The sequence below is a fragment of the Paenibacillus apis genome (genome assembly GCF_018333295.1).
In the GTDB taxonomy this organism is placed as follows: Bacteria; Bacillota; Bacilli; order Paenibacillales; family Paenibacillaceae; genus Fontibacillus; species Fontibacillus antibioticophila.
Map to the genome: position 1 here is coordinate 40,916 of NZ_BORS01000017.1, position 19,854 is coordinate 60,769.

25 protein-coding genes are annotated in these 19,854 nt (G+C 50.2%); 21 read left to right on the forward strand and 4 right to left on the reverse strand.

Annotated features, from left to right (window positions below; all coding sequences use genetic code 11):
• Positions 1-58: 58 nt before the first annotated feature.
• The 6 genes from nifE to KI362_RS20775 are packed head-to-tail and all read left to right on the forward strand — an operon-like array spanning position 59 to position 5,645.
• Positions 59-1,426, forward strand: a complete 1,368-nt coding sequence (gene nifE, locus KI362_RS20750) for a nitrogenase iron-molybdenum cofactor biosynthesis protein NifE (protein WP_301630111.1) — start codon at positions 59-61, stop codon at positions 1,424-1,426.
• Entirely contained in the window at positions 1,416-2,741 is a 1,326-nt protein-coding gene (gene nifN, locus KI362_RS20755; RefSeq protein ID WP_301630113.1) for a nitrogenase iron-molybdenum cofactor biosynthesis protein NifN, read from the forward strand. Before nifE ends, nifN begins: the two co-directional genes overlap by 11 nt.
• Entirely contained in the window at positions 2,716-3,126 is a 411-nt protein-coding gene (locus KI362_RS20760) for a NifB/NifX family molybdenum-iron cluster-binding protein (RefSeq protein WP_301630115.1), read from the forward strand. Before nifN ends, KI362_RS20760 begins: the two co-directional genes overlap by 26 nt.
• 16 nt (positions 3,127-3,142) lie before the next feature.
• On the forward strand, positions 3,143-3,658 hold the full coding sequence (locus tag KI362_RS20765) for a DUF269 domain-containing protein (RefSeq protein WP_301630117.1): 516 nt from the start codon (positions 3,143-3,145) through the stop codon (positions 3,656-3,658).
• 26 nt (positions 3,659-3,684) lie between these two features.
• On the forward strand, positions 3,685-4,485 hold the full coding sequence (locus KI362_RS20770) for a HesA/MoeB/ThiF family protein (RefSeq protein ID WP_301630119.1): 801 nt from the start codon (positions 3,685-3,687) through the stop codon (positions 4,483-4,485).
• A gap of 32 nt (positions 4,486-4,517) precedes the next feature.
• Positions 4,518-5,645, forward strand: a complete 1,128-nt coding sequence (locus KI362_RS20775) for a homocitrate synthase/isopropylmalate synthase family protein (protein WP_301630121.1) — start codon at positions 4,518-4,520, stop codon at positions 5,643-5,645.
• Between the two features lie 152 nt (positions 5,646-5,797).
• Here the strand turns inward: KI362_RS20775 and modB are convergent, their stop codons facing one another.
• Positions 5,798-6,472 carry a molybdate ABC transporter permease subunit gene (modB, locus tag KI362_RS20780; protein WP_301630123.1) on the reverse strand — a complete coding sequence of 225 codons (675 nt, stop codon included), beginning with the start codon at positions 6,470-6,472 and terminating at the stop codon, positions 5,798-5,800.
• A 9-nt stretch (positions 6,473-6,481) separates the two neighbouring features.
• Positions 6,482-7,330: a molybdate ABC transporter substrate-binding protein gene (gene modA / locus KI362_RS20785; protein ID WP_301630125.1), complete on the reverse strand. Its 849-nt coding sequence runs from the start codon at positions 7,328-7,330 to the stop codon at positions 6,482-6,484.
• Positions 7,331-7,520: 190 nt separating this feature from the next.
• Here modA and KI362_RS20790 point away from each other — a divergent pair, with 190 nt between their 5' ends.
• The 6 genes from KI362_RS20790 (at position 7,521) to KI362_RS20815 (ending at position 11,939) form a co-directional block, all read left to right on the forward strand.
• Positions 7,521-8,540 (forward strand): helix-turn-helix transcriptional regulator, encoded by a 1,020-nt coding sequence (locus KI362_RS20790; protein ID WP_301630127.1) that lies wholly within the window; start codon positions 7,521-7,523, stop codon positions 8,538-8,540.
• A 963-nt stretch (positions 8,541-9,503) separates the two neighbouring features.
• Positions 9,504-9,833, forward strand: coding sequence for an ArsR/SmtB family transcription factor (locus KI362_RS20795; protein ID WP_301630214.1), 330 nt, complete (start codon positions 9,504-9,506; stop codon positions 9,831-9,833).
• Positions 9,830-10,228 (forward strand): SRPBCC family protein, encoded by a 399-nt coding sequence (locus KI362_RS20800; RefSeq protein ID WP_301630130.1) that lies wholly within the window; start codon positions 9,830-9,832, stop codon positions 10,226-10,228. The genes KI362_RS20795 and KI362_RS20800 overlap by 4 nt, the downstream gene beginning before the upstream one ends.
• A 57-nt stretch (positions 10,229-10,285) precedes the next feature.
• Positions 10,286-10,996: an FAD-dependent oxidoreductase gene (locus KI362_RS20805; RefSeq protein WP_301630132.1), complete on the forward strand. Its 711-nt coding sequence runs from the start codon at positions 10,286-10,288 to the stop codon at positions 10,994-10,996.
• 16 nt (positions 10,997-11,012) lie between these two features.
• Positions 11,013-11,381, forward strand: coding sequence for an iron chaperone (locus KI362_RS20810; protein WP_301630216.1), 369 nt, complete (start codon positions 11,013-11,015; stop codon positions 11,379-11,381).
• Positions 11,382-11,537: 156 nt separating this feature from the next.
• The gene (locus tag KI362_RS20815; RefSeq protein ID WP_301630134.1) at positions 11,538-11,939 is read left to right on the forward strand and encodes a hypothetical protein; all 402 of its coding nucleotides are present in this window, start codon (positions 11,538-11,540) and stop codon (positions 11,937-11,939) included.
• A 3-nt stretch (positions 11,940-11,942) separates the two neighbouring features.
• Here the strand turns inward: KI362_RS20815 and KI362_RS20820 are convergent, their stop codons facing one another.
• Complete coding sequence (locus KI362_RS20820) at positions 11,943-12,881, reverse strand: SDR family NAD(P)-dependent oxidoreductase (protein ID WP_301630136.1); 939 nt, start codon at positions 12,879-12,881, stop codon at positions 11,943-11,945.
• Between the two features lie 247 nt (positions 12,882-13,128).
• Between KI362_RS20820 and KI362_RS20825 the strand changes: the two genes are divergently transcribed.
• The 6 genes from KI362_RS20825 to KI362_RS20850 all read left to right on the forward strand — a co-directional run bounded on the left by KI362_RS20825 (position 13,129) and on the right by KI362_RS20850 (position 17,636).
• Positions 13,129-13,983, forward strand: coding sequence for an ABC transporter ATP-binding protein (locus KI362_RS20825; protein WP_301630138.1), 855 nt, complete (start codon positions 13,129-13,131; stop codon positions 13,981-13,983).
• The gene (locus KI362_RS20830; RefSeq protein WP_301630140.1) at positions 13,976-14,632 is read left to right on the forward strand and encodes an ABC-2 transporter permease; all 657 of its coding nucleotides are present in this window, start codon (positions 13,976-13,978) and stop codon (positions 14,630-14,632) included. The genes KI362_RS20825 and KI362_RS20830 overlap by 8 nt, the downstream gene beginning before the upstream one ends.
• 1 nt (position 14,633) lies before the next feature.
• Complete coding sequence (locus tag KI362_RS20835; protein ID WP_301630142.1) at positions 14,634-14,999, forward strand: GntR family transcriptional regulator; 366 nt, start codon at positions 14,634-14,636, stop codon at positions 14,997-14,999.
• Positions 15,000-15,155: 156 nt separating this feature from the next.
• Complete coding sequence (locus KI362_RS20840) at positions 15,156-16,178, forward strand: hypothetical protein (protein WP_301630144.1); 1,023 nt, start codon at positions 15,156-15,158, stop codon at positions 16,176-16,178.
• Positions 16,179-16,355: 177 nt separating this feature from the next.
• On the forward strand, positions 16,356-16,700 hold the full coding sequence (locus KI362_RS20845) for an antibiotic biosynthesis monooxygenase family protein (RefSeq protein WP_301630146.1): 345 nt from the start codon (positions 16,356-16,358) through the stop codon (positions 16,698-16,700).
• An 87-nt stretch (positions 16,701-16,787) separates the two neighbouring features.
• Positions 16,788-17,636 carry an AraC family transcriptional regulator gene (locus tag KI362_RS20850; RefSeq protein ID WP_301630147.1) on the forward strand — a complete coding sequence of 283 codons (849 nt, stop codon included), beginning with the start codon at positions 16,788-16,790 and terminating at the stop codon, positions 17,634-17,636.
• Positions 17,637-17,738: 102 nt separating this feature from the next.
• Here KI362_RS20850 and KI362_RS20855 read toward each other — a convergent pair whose 3' ends face one another.
• Positions 17,739-18,542, reverse strand: coding sequence for an aminoglycoside N(3)-acetyltransferase (locus KI362_RS20855; RefSeq protein WP_301630149.1), 804 nt, complete (start codon positions 18,540-18,542; stop codon positions 17,739-17,741).
• Between the two features lie 346 nt (positions 18,543-18,888).
• Between KI362_RS20855 and KI362_RS20860 the strand changes: the two genes are divergently transcribed.
• The 3 genes from KI362_RS20860 to KI362_RS20870 all read left to right on the forward strand — a co-directional run bounded on the left by KI362_RS20860 (position 18,889) and on the right by KI362_RS20870 (position 19,802).
• A complete protein-coding gene (locus KI362_RS20860; protein ID WP_301630151.1) occupies positions 18,889-19,203 on the forward strand; it encodes a hypothetical protein in 315 nt (104 codons plus the stop codon).
• A gap of 22 nt (positions 19,204-19,225) precedes the next feature.
• Entirely contained in the window at positions 19,226-19,459 is a 234-nt protein-coding gene (locus KI362_RS20865; RefSeq protein WP_301630153.1) for a DUF2249 domain-containing protein, read from the forward strand.
• Positions 19,460-19,589: 130 nt separating this feature from the next.
• Positions 19,590-19,802, forward strand: a complete 213-nt coding sequence (locus tag KI362_RS20870) for a hypothetical protein (protein WP_301630155.1) — start codon at positions 19,590-19,592, stop codon at positions 19,800-19,802.
• Positions 19,803-19,854 lie beyond the last annotated feature (52 nt).

The following is a 19,854-nucleotide window of genomic DNA, read 5'->3' on the forward strand; positions in this document are numbered from 1 at the left end:
GTTATTCGCCGGGATGCCGGGACAGGAACATTTCGGATAGCAGGAGGGATCAGAACGGATGGAAGCGATCAGTATGACAGGTTATGCCGGAATGGGTGATTCCTGCGGCAAAGAGGAACCGCAAAGCAAGCTGTGTCCAAGGCCCAAACCCGGTGAAGCGGCGGGCGGCTGTTCGTTTGACGGAGCGCAAATTACACTTGTCCCGATCGCGGACGCGGCGCATCTGGTTCACGGTCCCAGCGCATGCGCCGGGAACAGCTGGGGGACAAGGGGCAGCTTGTCGAGCGGCCCCCGGTTGTCGGCGTACGGCTTTACGACCGATTTGGGCGAACATGACATCATTTTCGGCGGAGAGAAAAAATTGCGCGCGGCAATCGAATACATCGCGAAGCAATTTTCGCCGTCAGCAGTTTTTGTATATTCAACCTGCGTCTCGGCGCTTACGGGAGAAGACATCGATGCGGTATGCAAGCGGGCGGCCGCCGAGCTGGGAATCGCCTGCATTCCCGTCAACAGCCCCGGATTTGTCGGCAGTAAAAACTTAGGCACCCGCCTGGCCGGGGAGGCGCTCCTTCAATATGTGATCGGCACCGCAGAACCTGCCGCAGTCCTAGACACGGCCGTGAATCTGATCGGCGAATACAACATCGCCGGCGAAATCTGGGATATTGAACAGCTGCTGAATCAGGCCGGCATTCACATTCATGCCAAAATAACGGGGGACGGAAGATTTAAGGAAATTGCCGAAGCGCACCGGGCCAAAGTCAATATGATCGTGTGCAGCCGGGCGCTGCTGGGCCTCGGGGTCAAAATGGAGCGAAAATACGGGATTCCGTATTTCGAGGGCTCGTTTTACGGGGCTAAGGAAACGAGTTATTCCTTACGGCAGCTAGCCTACCTGCTGGGCAGCCGGGAGGTGGAGCGGCGCGTCGACCGCCTGGTCGAGCATGAGGAAGCCCGCGTGATGCGCGAGCTGGCGCCGCTTCGCAAACAGCTCAAAGGCAAACGGGCGGTGCTGTATACCGGCGGCGTCAAAAGCTGGTCGGTGATCTCCGCGCTGCAGGAGCTCGGGATCAAGGTGGTTGGCGTCGGGACGAATAAAAGCACCGACGGAGAGATCGCCCGGATCGCCGAACGTGTCGGAGACGACGCGGTATACATTTCCGAAGGGGGAGCCGGGCGCATCCTAAAAACGGTGCGCGAACGCAAGGCCGACCTGGTCATCGCCGGCGGACGCAACATGTACATGGCCTTAAAGGAGCAAATTCCATTCGTGGACATTAACCAGGAACGGCATACCGCGTTTGCGGGTTATGACGGGTTAATCCGCCTTGCGAAGCAGGTGGTGTTTGCTCTTGAGCATCCTGTGTGGAACCTGGTGCGGACGCCGGCTCCTTGGGAAAGGGAGGGACATGATGACGATTAACCAAACAAACAAGCCGTTAAGCTGCAATCCCTTGAAAATCGGCCAGCCTCTCGGCGGAGTGTTGGCGCTGCAGGGCATCTACCGTTCGCTGCCGATCATCCACGGGGCGCAGGGCTGCACCGCGTTTGCGAAAACGCTGCTGACGAGGCATTACCGCGAGCCAATCGCAGTGCAGACGACCGCGCTGCAGGAGATGGATGTGATTTTTGATGCCGATCGGAATTTGGAGGAGGCGCTGGAAACAGTATTGGCGAAGCATCGTCCGGACTGCGTAGGCGTCATAAGCACCGCGCTCACGGAGGCGTCGGGCGCGGATTACGCCGGAAGAATCAAAACGTTCCAGCGCAAGCGCAATCTCCGCGACACGCTGCTGGTCACCTGTGCGCTGCCCGATTATCGCGGTTCCCTGGAGACGGGGTACGGCGCGATGGTCGAGTCGACTATCGACGGGCTGCTGGAGCAGGCGGGGCGCAAATCGCAACGGCCGGTAAAGCGCCAGGTGAATTTGCTGCCCGGTTCTTTTCTGACAGCAGTGGACGTGATGGAGCTTAAAGAAACGATCGCTTCGTTCGGACTGGAGGTCATCGCCCTGCCCGATGTGTCCACCTCGTTGTCAGGACATCTGCTGACCGGCTTTTCGCCGCTCACCCGCGGCGGGGTGCCGCTGGATTCCGCCCGGCAAATGTTCCGCTCGGAGCTGACGATTGCCATCGGCTCCAGCATGGAGCGTCCCGCTCGAAGACTGCAAAATGCGGCGGGCATTCCTTACCGGGTGTTCGACGGCGTATCGGGTCTTGCGGCCAGCGACGAATTTTTTTATTTTCTGCAGGAATTCAGCGGGGAACCCGTCCCTTGGCGTTATCGCTGGCAGCGGGAAAATCTGCTCGACGGCATGTTGGACGCCCATTTCAATTATGCCGGAGTGACGGCGGTCGTTGCCCTGGAGCCGGATCACCTCGTTTCGGTGGTCTCCTGGCTGAAGGAGATGGGCGTCGGACTTCAAGGTCTGGTCGCCTCCTGTGAGACGCCGTCTTTGCAGCGGCGGGACGAGGAAATCTGGATCGGCGATTTGGAAGATGCCGAGCGGCTGGCGGCCGGGGCGGACCTCTGGATCAGCAATTCGCACGGAAAAAGCGGGGCCGAACACTGCGGCGCGGCGTTTATGGCGATGGGTTTTCCGGTCCTCGACGAGCTTGGAGCCTACATGTCCCTGACGGTGGGATATCGCGGGACGCTGGATCTGATCAATAAAGCGGGCAACCGGCTTATCCGAAGGGAGGAGAACCAGCATGCGCGTAGCGTTTGCCACGGATGACGGCGTTCATGTGAACGCCCATTTCGGACACAGCCCGATGTTTGCTGTCTATGAAGTCCGCCCCGGGGACGCCAGGTTTATAGAGAACCGGACCGTTCCCACGCAAATTTCCTCGGATGAAACGGGAAAAATCGATGTGCGGATATCCCTGATCGGCGATTGCACGCTGGTGTTCCTGATGCAAATCGGAGCCTCGGCCGCGGCGCGTGTGACACGGCGGAAAATGATGCCGGTAAAGGTGCCGTCCGGCGTTCCGATCGAGGAACAAATCGGCAGGCTGCTGGAAATGCTGCGCGGCAAGCCGCCGATGTGGCTGAGCAAAGTGCTGCTTGCCGAGGAGGAGGCCGCTTCGGAGCAAGAAGTGGAGGGCCGCAACGAGGGATAAACAAGGAGGGGGAGGCATGGAAGAAGCCAAACGATGGGAAGGGCGAAACACTGAATATATAGGGGAAAGGGACCGGCGATTGTTATCGGCATTTAACCGGTCTCTTTGTCAAATGATCGATGCTTACGATTACTTCGGCAAGGGCAGCGGTCTAAGCGAGGAAGACAAGATCGCCCGGCTGCTGTTATTTACTCCGGAAGAGAAGCAGGCGCTAAGTCAGGATTGCACGCCTAACTCCAAGCTGCGGTTACAGGTCGAGCATGTGTTTCAAGCAATGGCGGTGACACTCGAGGTGGAGACGGAGCGGCTTATGCAAAGTATGGTGGAAATGAACGGGGAAGGGTTCGGAAGGGCCATCGTATCCAGCGGCCGGTTGATCCTCTCCTCGGTCACGTTGCGGGCCGGGCTGCGTTTTCCGTTTACTTCCGCGGCGAAACTGGAGAAATTTGCGTTAAGCCAAATGCGGGAGGCGCTGGACTGGCTGGGGCGGCATCAGGAAGTCGCGGTTGCGCGCAAACGAGGACATCTTTAAGTTTTAAAAAAGGGAGGGGGGACGACGTGTCGGGAACTACGGAGCAAAACGCGGTGGAGAAGATGGAAAGCCCGCAATACGCGGAGGAGAACCAGCAACTTGTGAAGGAGCTTTTCCGCTATGATCGCCAGCTCAAACTGCTGGGGCGGGAGGGGCAACGCAAACTGAAGGAAGCGACGGTGCTGGTTGCAGGCATCGGCGGGCTGGGCGGAACGGCGGCGCTCTATTTGGCGGCAGCCGGAATCGGCAAGCTGATCCTGGCGCATGAAGGGATAATCCAGCTGCCGGATTTGAACCGGCAAATCCTGATGGATTCCGCCCGCGTGGGCGAGGAGCGGATGGCTGCGGCAGAGGAGAGCTTGAAGCGAATTAATCCGGAGGTGATCATTGAAGGGCATAATGCCCGAATCACGCTTGCGGAAAGCGGCCCTTGGGTAAGAGCGGCCGATATCGTGATCGACGCGAGGTACGATTTTCCCGAACGGTACGCTTTGAACCACCTATGCGTGACTGCCGGCAAGCCGATGGTCGAGGCGGCTATGTACGGGTTTGAGGTTTCTTTAACGACGATCGTCCCGGGAGCGACGCCATGCCTTGCGTGTTTGTACCCGGAGCGCCCGCAGGAATGGGAACCCCTCGGATTTCCCGTTTTGGGCGCCACCTCCGGCCTGGCCGGCTGCCTGGCCGCTTTGGAGGCGGTCAAGTGGATTACCGGGGTTGGCCGTCCGTTTATCAATGCCATGCACCGGATCAACACGCTGAATATGAGCAATTATGTCGTTTCGCTCCGCAGCAATCCCGACTGCGTGTGCTGCAAAAACGTTTGAGGGTTTCGGGTACGGGAGGAGGGTAACCTTTTATGAAAAACTTACGGATTTGCGACACAACGCTGCGCGACGGGGAACAGGCGGCTGGCGTGGCATTTACGGCTAAGGAAAAACTGGAAATCGCCAAATGTCTCGCCGCCGCCGGAGTCGAGCAGGCCGAGGTGGGCATCCCGGCCATGGGCGAAGACGAATGCCGGGCCATCCGCCGGATCGCGGCGCTGGGGTTGCCCATGCGGCTCCTGGCCTGGAATCGGGCAAGCTGCGCCGATATCGACGCTTCCCTCTCGGCGGGCGTGGATGCGGCCCACATCGCCCTGCCCGTATCGTCGATCCAAATGCGTGCCAAGCTGGGGGCGGTGCCGGCCCAAGTCATCGATATGGGCAAACGCGCCGCATGTTATGCGCTGAAAAAAGGGCTTGCCGTATCGATCGGTTTCGAGGATGCTTCGCGGGCTGATTTTGCTTTTTTGCGCGAGCTGGTTTGCGGTTTCCGTAAAGAAGGAATCCGGCGCTTCCGTTATGCCGATACCTTGTCCGTTCACCATCCCGGCACGCTGTATGCGCGGGTGTCCGCGCTGCTGGCCACCTGCCCGCCCGACATCGAACTGGAGATCCACTGCCACAACGATTTTGGCTTAGCCACGGCAAATACGTTGGCCGGTATCGAGGCGGGAGCCAAGTGGGCCAGCACGACCGTGCTCGGCATCGGTGAGCGCGCGGGCAACGCCGCGCTGGAGGAAGTGGTGATGGCCTGGAAGCACTTATACCGAGGGGAATGCACGGTGCGTCCCGACAAGCTAAAGCCTTTGGCCGAGCTCGTCGCCCGTGCGGCCGGCAGAGACATCCCCGATGCGCGGCCGCTGGTGGGGCGGCTCGCCTTTGCTCATGAATCCGGGATTCATGTGAACGGCCTGATGAAAGACCGCCGGACGTACCAGGCGCTTGATCCTTCCGAACTCGGCGCGGATCACGTCATCGTGTTGGGCAAGCATTCGGGGCGCAGTTCGGTGCGTCTGGCGCTGGACGGGGAAGGGCTTAAGGTGAGCGAAGGAATTATCGAGACATTACTGGAGCGGCTGCGGCGGACGGCGGGGGAACGCAAATACCCGGTGGACAGCCGGGAAATCGGGGAGTGGGCAAAGGAGGAATTGGCGAAGTAAAGAAGCTGTACTGCTTCTCCCCATGCCGGTTTTGAAATAACGGCGCTGTGGCTGGCCGCCTTCGAGTCATAGACAGCGAAAACCCCCTCTTCTCGTAAACCAACTGGCGGCTTACTGAGAGGGGGTTTTCAGCTTGTGCTGTGAAGCGCACTCTAGTCGCTATTAAATCTGGAAGAGAGCATCAGCAGCAAAAACGACAGCAGGATCGTGCAGCCCGTGAGCGCCCAGGCGAGCGGCATATTGCCGGCATCAACGGCGAAATAAATGGCTGTCGGGATCGTTTGCGTCCGGCCGGGAATGTTGCCGGCGACCATCAAGGTGGCGCCGAATTCGCCCAGCGCGCGGGCGAAGCCGAGAATAAAAGCCGCTTGCAGCGACCGCAAGGAGAGCGGCAGCACGATATGAATAAGCACCTGCCACTCGTTGGCCCCTTGCGCGCGAGCCGCCTCCTTGACGTCTTTTTTCACCGACTGGAACCCGGTTTTCAGCGTTTGATAGATCAGCGGAAAGCTGACGACGCTGGCGGCGACGATCGCCCCGAGCGGCTGAAACACGAAGGACAGGTTAAACCAGGCGGAGGCCGCCTGACCGATCCAGCCGTTCCGGCCAAGCAGCACGAGTAGGATAAAGCCGACGACGCTGGGCGGCAGCACAAGCGGCAGCAGGAACGCCGTCTCCAGCAGCGATTTGCCGTAAAAAACCGCGGCCGCCATCCGCCATGCCACCACAAGTCCGAGGAGAAATGCAATCACCGTTGCGGCAATCGATACCTGAAGCGACAACAGAACCGGCGACCAAAAATGTTCCGACACGAATAATGAATTCATTACGGGCCGTTACTCCGCCGGGTTAAATCCGTATTTTTTAAACACTTCCATCGCCTCATCGGTTTGCAAAAACTCGTAAAAAGCTTTAGCCTCGTCCGGATGTTGGCTGCCCGTCAGCACGCCGGCCGGATATTCGATCGGGTCATGGCTTGCCGGGTCCACGGTTAGCGCAATCTTCACTTTGTCGGAGACGGCGGCATCCGTTTTATATACAAAACCCGCATCCGCATTGCCTGTCTCCACATAGGACAACACCTGCTTCACATCTTTCGTCATAACCAGCTTGGACTGCAAACTGTCCCAAAGCTTAAAATAGGAAAGAGTTTGCTGGGCATATTTGCCGACGGGCACGGATTCGGGCGTACCGATGGCGATGTTTCCGGCCTGCTCCAGGTCCTCCAGCGTGTTGATTTGAACGGCAGAGTTCCCCGGAACGATGAGCACCAGGTCATTGGTCAGCAGGTTTGTTGATAATTCAGAGTTGATAAGTCCTTTATCCAGTAAAGCGTCCATTTGCTTCTTTCCGGCCGACAAAAACAAATCCGCCGGCGCGCCTTGCTCGATCTGCTGCTGCAGCGTCCCGGATGCCCCGTAATTAAAGGTAAGATTAACATCGTTGTGGGCGGTTTCGTAAATTGTTTTTAACTCGTCCATACTCTCGGTAAGGCTTGCCGCGGCGGAAACGAGCAGTTCGACTTTTGGGGAAGCGGTTGAATTTGCGCCGGACGCTTCCGCCTGGGCTGCGGTATCCTTATTGGCCGATGCGGCGTTGTTTGCTGCGCTTCCGCAGCCGGAGATGATCAGCATAAGCGCGGTCATCATCACGGCCAGCAAAGGTATCATTTTTCGTTGAAACATGAATCTTCCTCCCTGGTTATAACTAATTATATCTAGATTATACTAAACATAATGAAGTGCATAGAGATTTCACGCACATTTCAAAAATAAAATTCGTCCTGACCGCGCCGTTCATTGAAATATAGCGGGAACATCAGTAAGATAAGTCTAGCTGGAACAATTCATAGATGACGTGTACAAGGAGAAACTCATGACCGAACCGATCTCTTACACGACCGAAGAAATCGCCAAATTACTTAAAGTATCCAAATTAACCGTTTATGATCTGATCAAAAAAGGCGAGCTGCCCGCATATCGCGTAGGCAAACAAATGCGGGTGGATTCCACGGATCTCGAAGCGTATAAACTTAAAGCGAAAAGCGGATACACAGCCGGCGGTACTGCGCCAGGCCGGCTTGGCGGCGGACCCGCTGGCTTCGTTGCCGCGGACGTCCAACTAACGCCGTTGACTCCTGTATCGCTGCCGGTCAGCAGCGCTGACGCCAATGACGGAGTAAAACCGCTGGTCATCACGGGGCAGGACCCAGGCCTTGATTTGTTGGCGAAAGCGCTGGAAAAGCGAAGCTCCAAATTCCGGCCGCTGCGCTCCTTCGCCAGCAGCATGGACAGCCTGGTGGCCATGTATAACGGCGGGGCGGATATCGTCAGCACGCATTTGTACGATGGCGACACCGGGGAGTATAACCTTCCGTATATCCGCAAATTGTTTATATCATTGCCTTATCTTGTGTTTCATTTCGTGACGCGTAAAGCTGGATTTTACGTGAAGCAAGGGAACCCTTTGGGAATTACGGCCTGGGAGGACCTGTCGCGTCCGAATATTCGTCTGATTAATCGGGAAAAAGGCTCGGGCGCCCGGGTTTTGCTTGACGAGCAGCTGCGGCTTAGGGGCATCGTCCCGTCGTCCGTTAACGGCTACGAGCAGGAAGAAACGACCCATATGGGTCTTGGCGGCCGGATTGCGCTGGGAGGGGCCGATGTCGGCGTCGGAAGCGAGCGCCCGGCCCGCATCGCTGGTTTGGACTTTATCCCGCTGATTGCGGAGCGGGTTGACCTGGTTGTGCTGAACAAACCTGAAAACCGGGAATGGATTGGCCTGCTGCGCGAGGCGCTGCTGTCTGCGGAGCTTCACGATGTGCTTTTTTCCTTGGGTGATTACGATTTGTCCTCAACCGGACAAGTGATCGCCAGCAGCGAAGCTGGATTGTGATATAAAGCGCGTGAAGGGACAAGCAGGAGGGGGCTACCGAAACGGGGTTACGAATGTGTACACCCACCCTCTGGACGATGATTAAAATCTGCTGCTGCTGCGTTCTCAAAGCAGTGTCGACCGCACAGTCATTGCCGGCGAGCGCCTCATCATACATAGCCCCAAAGTAGACCGCTTCATCCCGATCGGGGGTAGTGTCATATGGTCTTGACAGCGTACGGAAGCAATTAGAAAGTATAATATCGATGACGAGCTTGTAGATCCGTTTAGCAGCAACAGGGGGTTATACCCCAAGAGCAAGAGGCTGTCCCTAAAGTAACTTTGGAACATCTCTACCAACAAAATAAGATGATATTCGTAAAAAACCTAGGAGCTAAGCGGTCTGTTTTCGCTCAGCTCTTTGGTTTTTGGCGTCTATAATAGGCCAACCAGTAATATCTGGCTGACCTAATAATACGAAATAATACGAAAGGGGTGTCCCAAAAGCCCCTGAACAAAATAAGCCAGAAGGAAAAGGTGATATTTTCTATCCGGCTTATTTGTGTTTGTAGGAAGTGGCCGCGGCGCAAATGTTTTTTGTACGAATTTTCGTATATACCTGCTCCTTGATTCATTGACTGGAAGAGTTTGAACGATATTTCATACAAATTGCCCTCGTCCCCTCACTTCACGGGCGCTTTTATACGATATTTCGTTCAAAATCCTGGATTCAGACGGTGCGTGAGGGATGTTGTGCGACTTTTCGTACAAAACTCCGACATGGGAACCGTCCACCGAGCGGGGTTGGCTGTATAAAAATCCGGCAACGCTGGGCATTTGATTTGACGACCTTTCGGGACATCCCCCCTGATTTTACGGCTTCTAATGTTGACCGGACACTAAAAGGTGTCGTATAATAAAAAAAGACACCAAATGGTGTCGTTATGGACGAAATCAACTATGAAAGAAATCTGGTGGATTAATATGAGCCAAGCTGCTCAAATTAGGGATGTGTTTGACGCGATTGCAGATCCGACGAGGCGCCGGTTGATTCATTTGTTATCGAATGTGGATGAGATGCCGCTTCATGAGATCACACCGCATTTCCCAATGGGGCGTACGGCGGTGTCCAAGCATCTGACAATTCTTAAAGAGGCAAGTCTGGTGCATGATCGTAAGGTTGGCAGAGAAACGCTATACAAGCTGCACGCTGCTCCACTTAAAGAAGTGGAAGACTGGGTTGCTTTCTACAAGAAGTACTGGAGTAACAATATGATGCGTTTGGGCCAGCTATTAGAGGAGGAGAATGAATGAGTTTATCGTTAAACATGGACTTTCAATTCACGACATCGGTTGACAAGCTGTGGTCAGCCTTGACTGACTCAAGCAAGTTAGCCAAGTGGATTGCGGAGAATGACTTTAAGCCTATCATCGGACACCGCTTCCAGTTTCGCCATCAACCGAACGAGTATTGGGATGGAATCGTAGACAGCGAGGTGCTGATCGTAGATGAACCTACCCTATTGTCCTTTACCTGGGCAGTCGGAGAAGAGAAACATACGGTGAGCCTGACAATACAGGATTTGGGGGATGGGAAGGTAAACCTGCATCTCGAGCAAACAGGAATTACGAATGAGCAAGGTCTTGCAGGCGCTAAGTACGGCTGGATGGCATGGATTGATAAGCTTGAAAAGGTGCTGGAACCCTAATTGCCGTAGGAAGGCAGCAAGAGTTGGCAGGAGGTAAAAGTAGAAGGAGTTGGATAAATGGGCTTTTTTCAGGATAATTTAGTGCCGTTTTTCAAAAAGAGAGAGTTGCAGTTTATAGAAAGTTATAAGGAAGCAGACGATGTATATTCATTTGTGTTCGCAAAAGAAGAGGATTTGACCTGGAAAGCAGGTCAGTATGGTTTATTCAGCATTACGCATAAGTCTATTAATAATGGCACGCGTCCATTCAGTATCTCGTCTGCCCCTGATGAGGATGCGGTCAGAATCACTACACGTATTGGTGAACAACGGAGTGAGTTCAAAAGTTCACTGATGGAATTAACTCCAGGCATGAAAATAATGATGCGCGGTCCGGTAGGGCCTTTCTATCTCAGAGACAACAGCCCAACACTTCTAATCGCAGGCGGGATTGGTATTACCCCATTTCGGTCGATACTAAGACAACTGGAGACAGCACCGAATGAAGCCGAAACCCGAATTCACCTTCTCTATTTGGATGGGAATAGGGACTATTTATTTAAGGATGAACTTGCTGATATGGAGAAACGCGCCTTGGTGAGTGTGACCTATCTGGATTCAAGGGACGAATTACATCAAGGGATACAAAAGTTTAGCGCTTTACACAAGAACAATGGCAAGTACTATGTCGCAGGACCGAAGGCGATGATAGAGTCGGTTACAAGCTGCTTACAGAGCGATCAAGTTTCTAAGCAAAATATTAAAAAGGATGCCTTTTCCGGGTATTAGATTACGAGGTGACATGATGGAACTGTTTGGGGAATTTCTATCAAAAATCGATAACCCGCTGCACCGAGCACGTATGGAAGAAGTCTTGTCTTGGGTCATGGAGAAATTTCCGGATGTAGAACCGGCAGTGAAATGGAATCAGCCTATGTTTACCGATCACGGAACATACATTATTGGCTTTAGCGCATCCAAGAAACATATGTCCGTTTCCCCTGAGCAGGCGGGAATGTCTCGTTTCTCCGAAGAGATCTCGGAGGCAGGCTATGAGCAGACGAAGGAGTTAATGCGGATCCCGTGGAATCAAACAGTTAATTACTCCTTACTTGAGAAAATGATTGAGTTTAATATATTGGATAAGGCAGGCTGCTCCACCTTTTGGAGATAGTATCAGCACATTTTAAAAAATGAGACCACCTGGAACGTTGAATTCACAACGCTTTAGGTGGTTCTGTTGTTTATGATTATAGAATAAGGGAATCACAACAACTATCAGACGAATAATGGACAAAGCATGTACGATGAATTTCATTCAAATAAAATCATGGGGAACTCGGATTATGTTTCGTTCAATGAAGCCATGTGTGTGCATCCGGCGTCCAAGCCCATCTTTGATGATCGATTTATTCAGCTTCGTGCAGAAGGGCATCAAAGCTCCGTAGAAAGCTACAAGAAAATAGTCATAGCGCCATTAAAGCCTTTATTTCAAAATCACTATCTCATGCATCAACAGAAGCCATCGCTAGCATTATTACCGGTCATGTACCAAGCGATTGAACTGCATTTAAGTATGCTTGCTGAAGACAACAGCGTAACGAAATATATCAAGAACCACGCTCATCTATCCGAAGCGGAATTGGTGAAGCAGCTCATTTCTGTATTTCCGGCACTTGGATATGGGGATCTGCAATATATTGAACTCATTAGGCAAGTGCGAAAAGCTTAAAATTCAATCCTCAGTGAGCAGGTTGTTTAAACTCCATATACGTTCAACGTTTTCAGGATTTGCAGCATAGCTAGGATAGCTGCTTAAGCCGAAGATATTCTTCAATTGAGTGAAGCCCTTCTCGGTTGAGGCTGGTTTAACAATTTCTCTCTCGTGATTGATTAGCTGCCCAGTAACATCCTTGAATTCATCCGAAGTGGTAATCTGAAAATAGTTGTCAGCCATGCCTGCCGGTAAAGGGTTAGTGATATTTTGCGCCCATGCCAATACTCTCCAAAATGACTTCATTTTTTTAATCGTCTCTTTTGAAAGTTTTACTCGATTAATTTGAATGGCATTGACCTTGATCCCCCTGCTTTTAAATTCCTCTGCTACTTTGAACGTAAGCATCAAGAGGGCCATTTTCGAGTCTCCATACATCTTATACGTGCTGTAAGGCCGGGTGTCCTTCAGTTCTCCGCGCAAATTATCAAACTCGATGGTTCTTTTAGGGTCGAAGAAGTTTTTGATGTTTGTTGTGCAAGCATTGAGCACTCTGGGGTCTTGGGATTGTGCAAGATGATCGGCTAGCAGTCGCGTCATCAAAGTGGGGCCGAATGCGTTCGTAGCGAAAGATAATTCGATATGATCAGGGCTGAGTTTATACTCTTTTTCCCCATGATTTAGGTAGGCAGCATTATTGATCAGGATGTCCAGAAGCGGATATTTCGCTTTAAAAGCCGCACAAAAATTACGAATGGAAACAAAGGAGGAAACGTCGAGCTCCATCAAATCCACCTCGTTATTTTTTGTGGTTTCAATGAGTTCCCTTTGTACGGCTGCACTGATCTCCATATTGCGGCAGGCCATGATCACACGATATCCTTCTGCTGCAAATTTGAATGCGGCTGCTTTACCAATCCCCGAATTTGCCCCTGTTATGATGACGATTTTACCGTTCATCTCAAACCTCCTATTTTCGGCTAATTATCTTTATTCTAATGGAAATCCATCCTACATGGGTTAAGTTTCTTCGATTTCTACATAGACCAAGTGCAACCCCTGATTATAGGCACGGAGTAGTGCGTTTCAGTGGTGTTCGTGATGCGCAGAAACGTATTCAGAATTAGATTAAGGGTAATTGACTTCATAAGCTCTCCGTGATATATTGTGCATGCACAACATACACAATTTTAGAGGGAGGTATAACATGCTGGCTTTAGATATTCGAAATTTAAATAAGAAATACCCGAATTTTCAATTAAAGGATATATCGTTTCAATTAGAAAAGGGCTATATTATGGGGTTTATCGGTGCCAATGGCGCAGGGAAGACGACCACGATCAAATCGATCCTGAATATGATTCATATCGATAGCGGAGAAGTGCGTATTCTGGGCAAGGATATCGCCGAACACGAAACCGAATTGAAGCAGGAAATCGGATGCGCTTTTGGCGGCGTTGATTTCTACACCCGCAGCAAGTTAAGAACATTGACCGAGGTCATTAGGAAGTTCTACAAGAACTGGGATCATGACACCTATTACAACTATTTGAAAAGATTCAAATTGGATGAGAACAAGAAAGTAGCTGAATTGTCGGCAGGAATGAGAGTAAAATATAATCTGGCTATTGCTTTATCGCATGGTGCGAAGCTCCTCATTCTTGATGAGCCGACAAGCGGACTCGATCCGGCGGCAAGAGACGACCTGTTGGATATTTTCCAGGAGCTCGTCATCGATGGTGAAATCAGCATTCTTTTCTCAACTCACATTACATCGGATCTGGAAAAATGCGCGGATTTTATTACCTTTATCGACAACGGACAAATCGTCGCCAGTTCAGAGAAAAATGAACTCCTGGAGTCCTATCGCTTACTAAGCGGCAGCCAAAGCCAGCTGAACCAAGTCAAAGATAAAATGATCTCCTATAAAGTAAACTCATTCGGTTTTACCGGATTGATCTCTTCCGGAGACTTTGATTCCTCTTCCGGTATTAGAGCAGCTACGCCGAGTCTAGAGGAAATTATGATCTATTTCGCGAAAAAGGAGGATATGTATGTATAACTTGGTGATGAAGGATTTGAAATTAGCGATCAGTCCCTTTTTTCTGATCCTCCCTGTGCTTCTAGGCGCCTTAATGCTAATTCCGGGTTGGATCTATTTCCTTGTCATACTCTATTTTTGCTGGATCACGGTACCTGTTATGTTCGGACAATTTAGAGCACAGAACGATTTGTTATTTACCTCGATGATGCCCATCACCAAAAAAGATATCGTGAAAGCAAGGGTGATCGTTATGGTCATTCTGGAATTATTGCATGTCGGAGTGGCTATGATCTTTAGTGTGGTCAATATTTACTTATATCCGGATCTGACCCATTTTTTCTTCGGACCGTACATGGGTTTTTGGGGCCTGTGCTTTATCATGCTTGCGATCTTCAATGTGATCTTCATCTCCATGTACTACAAGACAGCGTATAACTTCGGCGGAGCAGCGCTTGTATCCATTCCGGCCGCTATGTTGTTTGCCGGAGTTGCCCAATGGATCGGAATTGCCAGTCCGGTGGTGTCCGACATTTTCAACGGTTCCGGGGTCCATAATACAGAACTTCAAATATCTATTCTGGCCGCAGGCATCGTGATCTTTGTTGCATTGAACATGATTACCTATCGGATTGCGGTTAAGCGATTCCTCAAAGTGGAGATTTTGTGAAATGAACGTATCGATCTCAAATACATCGGAAAAACCGATTTATCAGCAGCTTTTCGAACAGATTAGCGCCCTAATCCTGAAAGGGGAACTCGAAGGCGGCTATTGCTTACCGCCGATTCGGCAGGCAGCCCAAGAGCTTCGTGTTAGCGTCATTACCGTAAAGAAGGCTTGGGAAGAACTCGAACGAAGCGGATTGATCCATACCGTCACGGGTAAAGGCTGTTTTGTAGCCGAGTTCACTTCCGACGAGATACTGCAAATCCGCAACGACATGGTTCTGAGCCAAATGAAAATCGATACCTCCTACTACAAATCCTTTGGACTTACCCTGGATGAGGTGATCGAGCTGCTGAGAAAGAATTATTAATGCTATGTCGGAATTGCAGGTAAGGCTGAACAAAAGGCAACCGCTCTCCGGATGAGATCAACACAGAGATCGCCCTGCGCTTGAATCGCGCGGAGTCTCCGGCTATGCAAGCATGGCTGGCCGAGGCGGTGGAGTAAGACAAAAGGAGGTTCGCGAATGCGCAAGAAATGGAAAAGAAGAATTCTGATCAATAATCCTGCCACACTGGACCGGGTACAGATCAAGCAGGACTTGCGTGATGGGAACCAAGTCATTGTCCAGTTCTCTCATCCGGACTTCTATGGCTCCATTTTAGAGGAAGTAGACGAGCTGTGCGCGTCTTTGGATGAAAACTTCGGAGTACGGTTCTATGCCCATTATTCCCTCTCGTTCGACGACCGTACACTCCTGAGAATTCCCCATGTCAAAATGCTGCATCTCGATAGTCTTGTCCAGGCGCATCACACCGAAACGTTGGCCGTGCTGGAACACTTATGCAGTTTGAATCTGGGTATATATGAGTTAGAGAACACGGATATTTTGGGATTTGACTCGCTGCGTTCTTTAAGGGATTTGGTGATTATTTCTGATAAAAGGGTGCTCAACCTGGAGTATTTCAAAGCGTTCTCCCAACTGGAACATTTGCATGTCGGGGGCAAGGTGAAAAACCTGGATGCGATAGACAATCTGGAAGATTTGAATTACCTCGCTCTGCATTCGATCAGCAAATTGCCGTTACATTTTGTAAACCGGTTGAAGAAGTTAAAGCAGCTTCGTATTCTGCTTGGAGGTAGAGAGCATATCCAAGAAATTGAAGAGAATGAATTTGACCACTTGGAGATTTGCAGAATCCGCGGTTTTCATGACCTGAGCAATATTACGAATTTCCGAGTGCTGACAAGCCTAATGATCGAGGATCAAGCTCAGCTACGGGAAATTAGCTTCGACCGGCGGATGGAGGCGCTGGAGGAGATCACCATCTCGAATTGCAAAGGCCTGACTCGTTTGTCGGGATTGGAGCAGTTGCCCTCACTGCGTAAGCTGCGCATTTCCAGAACGGCTGTTGATTTTGATTCTTTTATCCGGCAAAAGCTTCCGGCGGCATTGTCCGAAGTGGAATTCATGACCTCCAAAAGCAAAGCGGATCAGGAAATACAAGCTTCCTTAGTAAAGATGGGTTTTCAAAATTGGAGCATCTGAATCATATAGAGCAGTGGCTCTTGTCAAAAAGTTGCGAAACGATATCCTAACCTTTTTTACTTTTCACAGGACTTTGTATTGGAGTGATAGACATGATCGTTCTCAAAGATATCGGGAGGTTCGAAATGCACCTCATCAAGTATCTTGAAGTTTATATATGTCTGGAGTGAATGACTAATGAACGGAATAGCACGTACACCGGAACCCCCTTATTATGCCGTTATTTTTACCTCCGAAAGAACGGATGGGGATCAAGGATATGCAGAAATGGCAGAAGAAATGGAGAAACTCGCATATTCCCAGCCTGGGTTTTTAGGAGTAGAAAGCGCCCGGGAAGGCTTGGGGATTACGGTCTCCTATTGGGAGTCGCTCGAAGCTATAAAGAATTGGAAACAGAACGAACGACATTTGATCGCTCAGCAGCAGGGGAAGTCGGATTGGTATCTCGAATACAAAACGAGAATTTGTAAAGTCGAACGGGATTATGGGTTTGAAAAGAATGCTGAACCGTTTCACAAGTAATGCCGCCCATCTGACTTTTTCGTGCAGAAACTGCACGGCATTCATTTCCTATCTGCCATAAAGTTGATGTTGAAGGGAGGGAACACGATGGATTGGTTGGACAGGATGAATAACGCCATGGAATATATCGAGACAAATCTGGCGGACAATATCTCATATGATCAAATTGCCCGGATCGCCTGTTGCTCTACTTATCATTTTCAAAGGATGTTTCCGTTCATTACAGGAGTATCGTTATCCGAGTACATTCGGCGCCGGCGGTTGACTTTGGCAGCTTTTGAACTGCAGACGACAGATGCCAAGGTTATTGATATGGCTATGAAATATGGATATGATTCGCCAGAGGCATTCTCACGGGCGTTTAAGAATCTTCATGGGATCATACCCATATCGGCGCGCGATAAAGGGGTTTCTCTTAAGGCCTATCCTCGAATGTCCTTTCATATTTCAATAAAGGGAGATGTCGAAATGAATTATCGGATAGAACAAAGAGGGCCTTTTGAGATGTTTGGAGTGTATGGCCTTATGAATTCAAACAGACAGACCGCATTTGCTGAAGTTCCGGAGTTTCGTAAAAAGTGTGATGATGACGGCAGTGTGGATCTAATGAACGAATTGCTGGGACGGTTTGGCGACACCCTGCTGCACGCTGCCTTATATGATGACAATGGGGAATCCTTCAAATACATGATTTGTTATCATCTGCCCAAGGGGCTTGAAATTCCGGAGAGATTTACAAAGCTCTCTGTCCCGGCATTAACATGGGCTATCTTCCCGGAACCGCAATGTGATTTGCAAAAGCTGTGGGATCGGATCTATTCCGAATGGTTTCCGACATCCGAATACGAGCAGGTAGAAGGCCCCAGCTTCGAAATGTACTATGGAATGGCCGGGTATGAAGCAGGGGAGATATGGATACCGGTTAGGAAAAAATAATTTTTACTTCCCGTTTGTCAGCGACGCATTTTTGAAGGCTGCCGAAGACGGAGAGCTTGCTATCTAGCAATATATGCACAAAGGGCCTTCCAGAAGGCAATCCTAACCTCTGTTTTTCTCCATCCAAGCAGCTGCCCAGTCCACCAACTGCGGTTGGTCCAGAAACCGGACTTCGGCGTTTCCGACTTTATGAATCTTGATGTTCATTTCTTTATCATATTCTTCTCCCAGGCGGATAAAGTCTTCATCGTCCACAGCTTGGGTTTCATAGGTTACCCACTTGCGCGTTCCGTTCTCCATAATTGCACTGCTTTCATGGACAAACTTCTTGGAAGGAAAACCAGCTATAGTTTCAGCCAAGTGCAGCGAAGTGTTTTTATCATAGCCGACGCCGATCAGGAGGACGTGCCCGTGCAGTCGATACAACTTATCAAGCGGGGAGTCCTTCCCGAAAATGTTGCACAAATCATGGTTCTGCGTCAAATATTCCGCATGCTTACCCACTGCGGCGATCGACCGAGCCGGATGATCGGATCTTTTGGCTCCCGGCCACTTGCGGAACACTTCAGCAACGACGCCCATGCCGATCGCGGGAGTTATTTCCTTATCGTAGGGCGGCCAGTTCTCCCGAATGATCGGCCACCATTCCATGGGCACATCGCCATGTACTCCTGTGGAAGGGTCAAGATTCTTCCAGGTTTGGGAGGGCATCATCAAAGTCCCTTCTTCACCAACAATTTCGAGAAGGGATTGAATTAAGGTTTCGGCTCCGCCTACTACAAAGCCTAATTTACTTAAAGACGTATGGACAAATATATGCTGCCCTTCCCTTAATCCGCATTCTCTAAAAGCACGGACCAGGTCTTCTTTCGTTAATACGGCCCTTGTCGCTTGCAGTTCGGTCATGTGGCTCCCCGCCCCTTCTTTTATTAAAAAAAGCCCTGTAATTGCGCGCTTTCCCTGAGATGTCACGTAACAGTTCCTTCAATTGATTCTATACTATATCAGCAATATTCTTTGGCAACAATAGCTTTATTAGCTTATGCCAACCGTGGAAATATTTCCAGAATTATGAGACAGATTCATCGCCTACAATATGGAGGAGTCGGGGGCAGGCAGTGATCGGCAGGGCGTTAGAGTCAGCTTAAAGCTGATTCTTTTTTTATGTATTTATGAAATGTGACGGCAAGCACAAACGATATAGATACGTCCGTTAGAATTATAGACAGAAAACAAGTTGGAGGTGATATAAGTGGCAAATATCCGCATAGAAAAAAATGAACTGCTGCTCGAGGCGGGCATTGAGGATATTGAGACGATCGTTAAGGAAGCTGTAAAAAACATTGATCAATATAAAGAAGAAATTGCCGTCATCTATGACAAAATGCCAAAATTCGAGTACAAGTACTTTTGCTTCTATGCCTACTCAACCTATCGTTTATTGGAAAAGGCACTTAACTTTTCTTGTGATGAGGTCGGCCATTTCAGATTAGTTGCGCCAGAACCATTTTATTATGCCTTCTTCGGTGTAATCTCAACACTTTATCACGAACATTGTGAAAAATAAGACTTTTCAGGAGGAATGAACAATGGAAAATTTCAAAGCTACAGTCGTTGCACCCGAGTACCCGCCGCAAATTAAGCATAAGGTTATTTTTGAAACCTTTGATACATTGAATCCAGGAGAAGATATGCTGTTGATCAATGATCATGATCCGAAGCCGCTCTATTTCCAATTTCAAATTGAACGGCCGAATAAGTTCACTTGGGAATACCTTGAGCAAGGACCGGAAAACTTCCGTGTAAAAATTGGACGTGTCTAAAAACTCGCTTGTTGTAAGATGGCAACCGGTTTGTCATGTGCCTCATGGATATCGAAGGGTTTTTATAGTATCGAATCATCATCATCAGGTACAATATGTAATTGTATTATCCTTCATGGGATATGAGGATGTGTACAACATCAAACAGATGGTACAGACCCATGAGATCCAGGATCCGTCCCTGTTATGGGGACTTTCCGTAGTAAAGTCTCTTATTGATACGGAGGCTATCGAATCAGAGGACGGATATGTAAGTGTGCGGCCTAGACCGATACAGGAAGATGGACTTTTGCCCATCGACGCATTTCTGAAGGCAGCCGAAGACGGAGAGCTTGCTATCTAGCAATTATATACGCCATATAAAAGGAGAGGCCGATCGGTGCATCGGCCCCTCC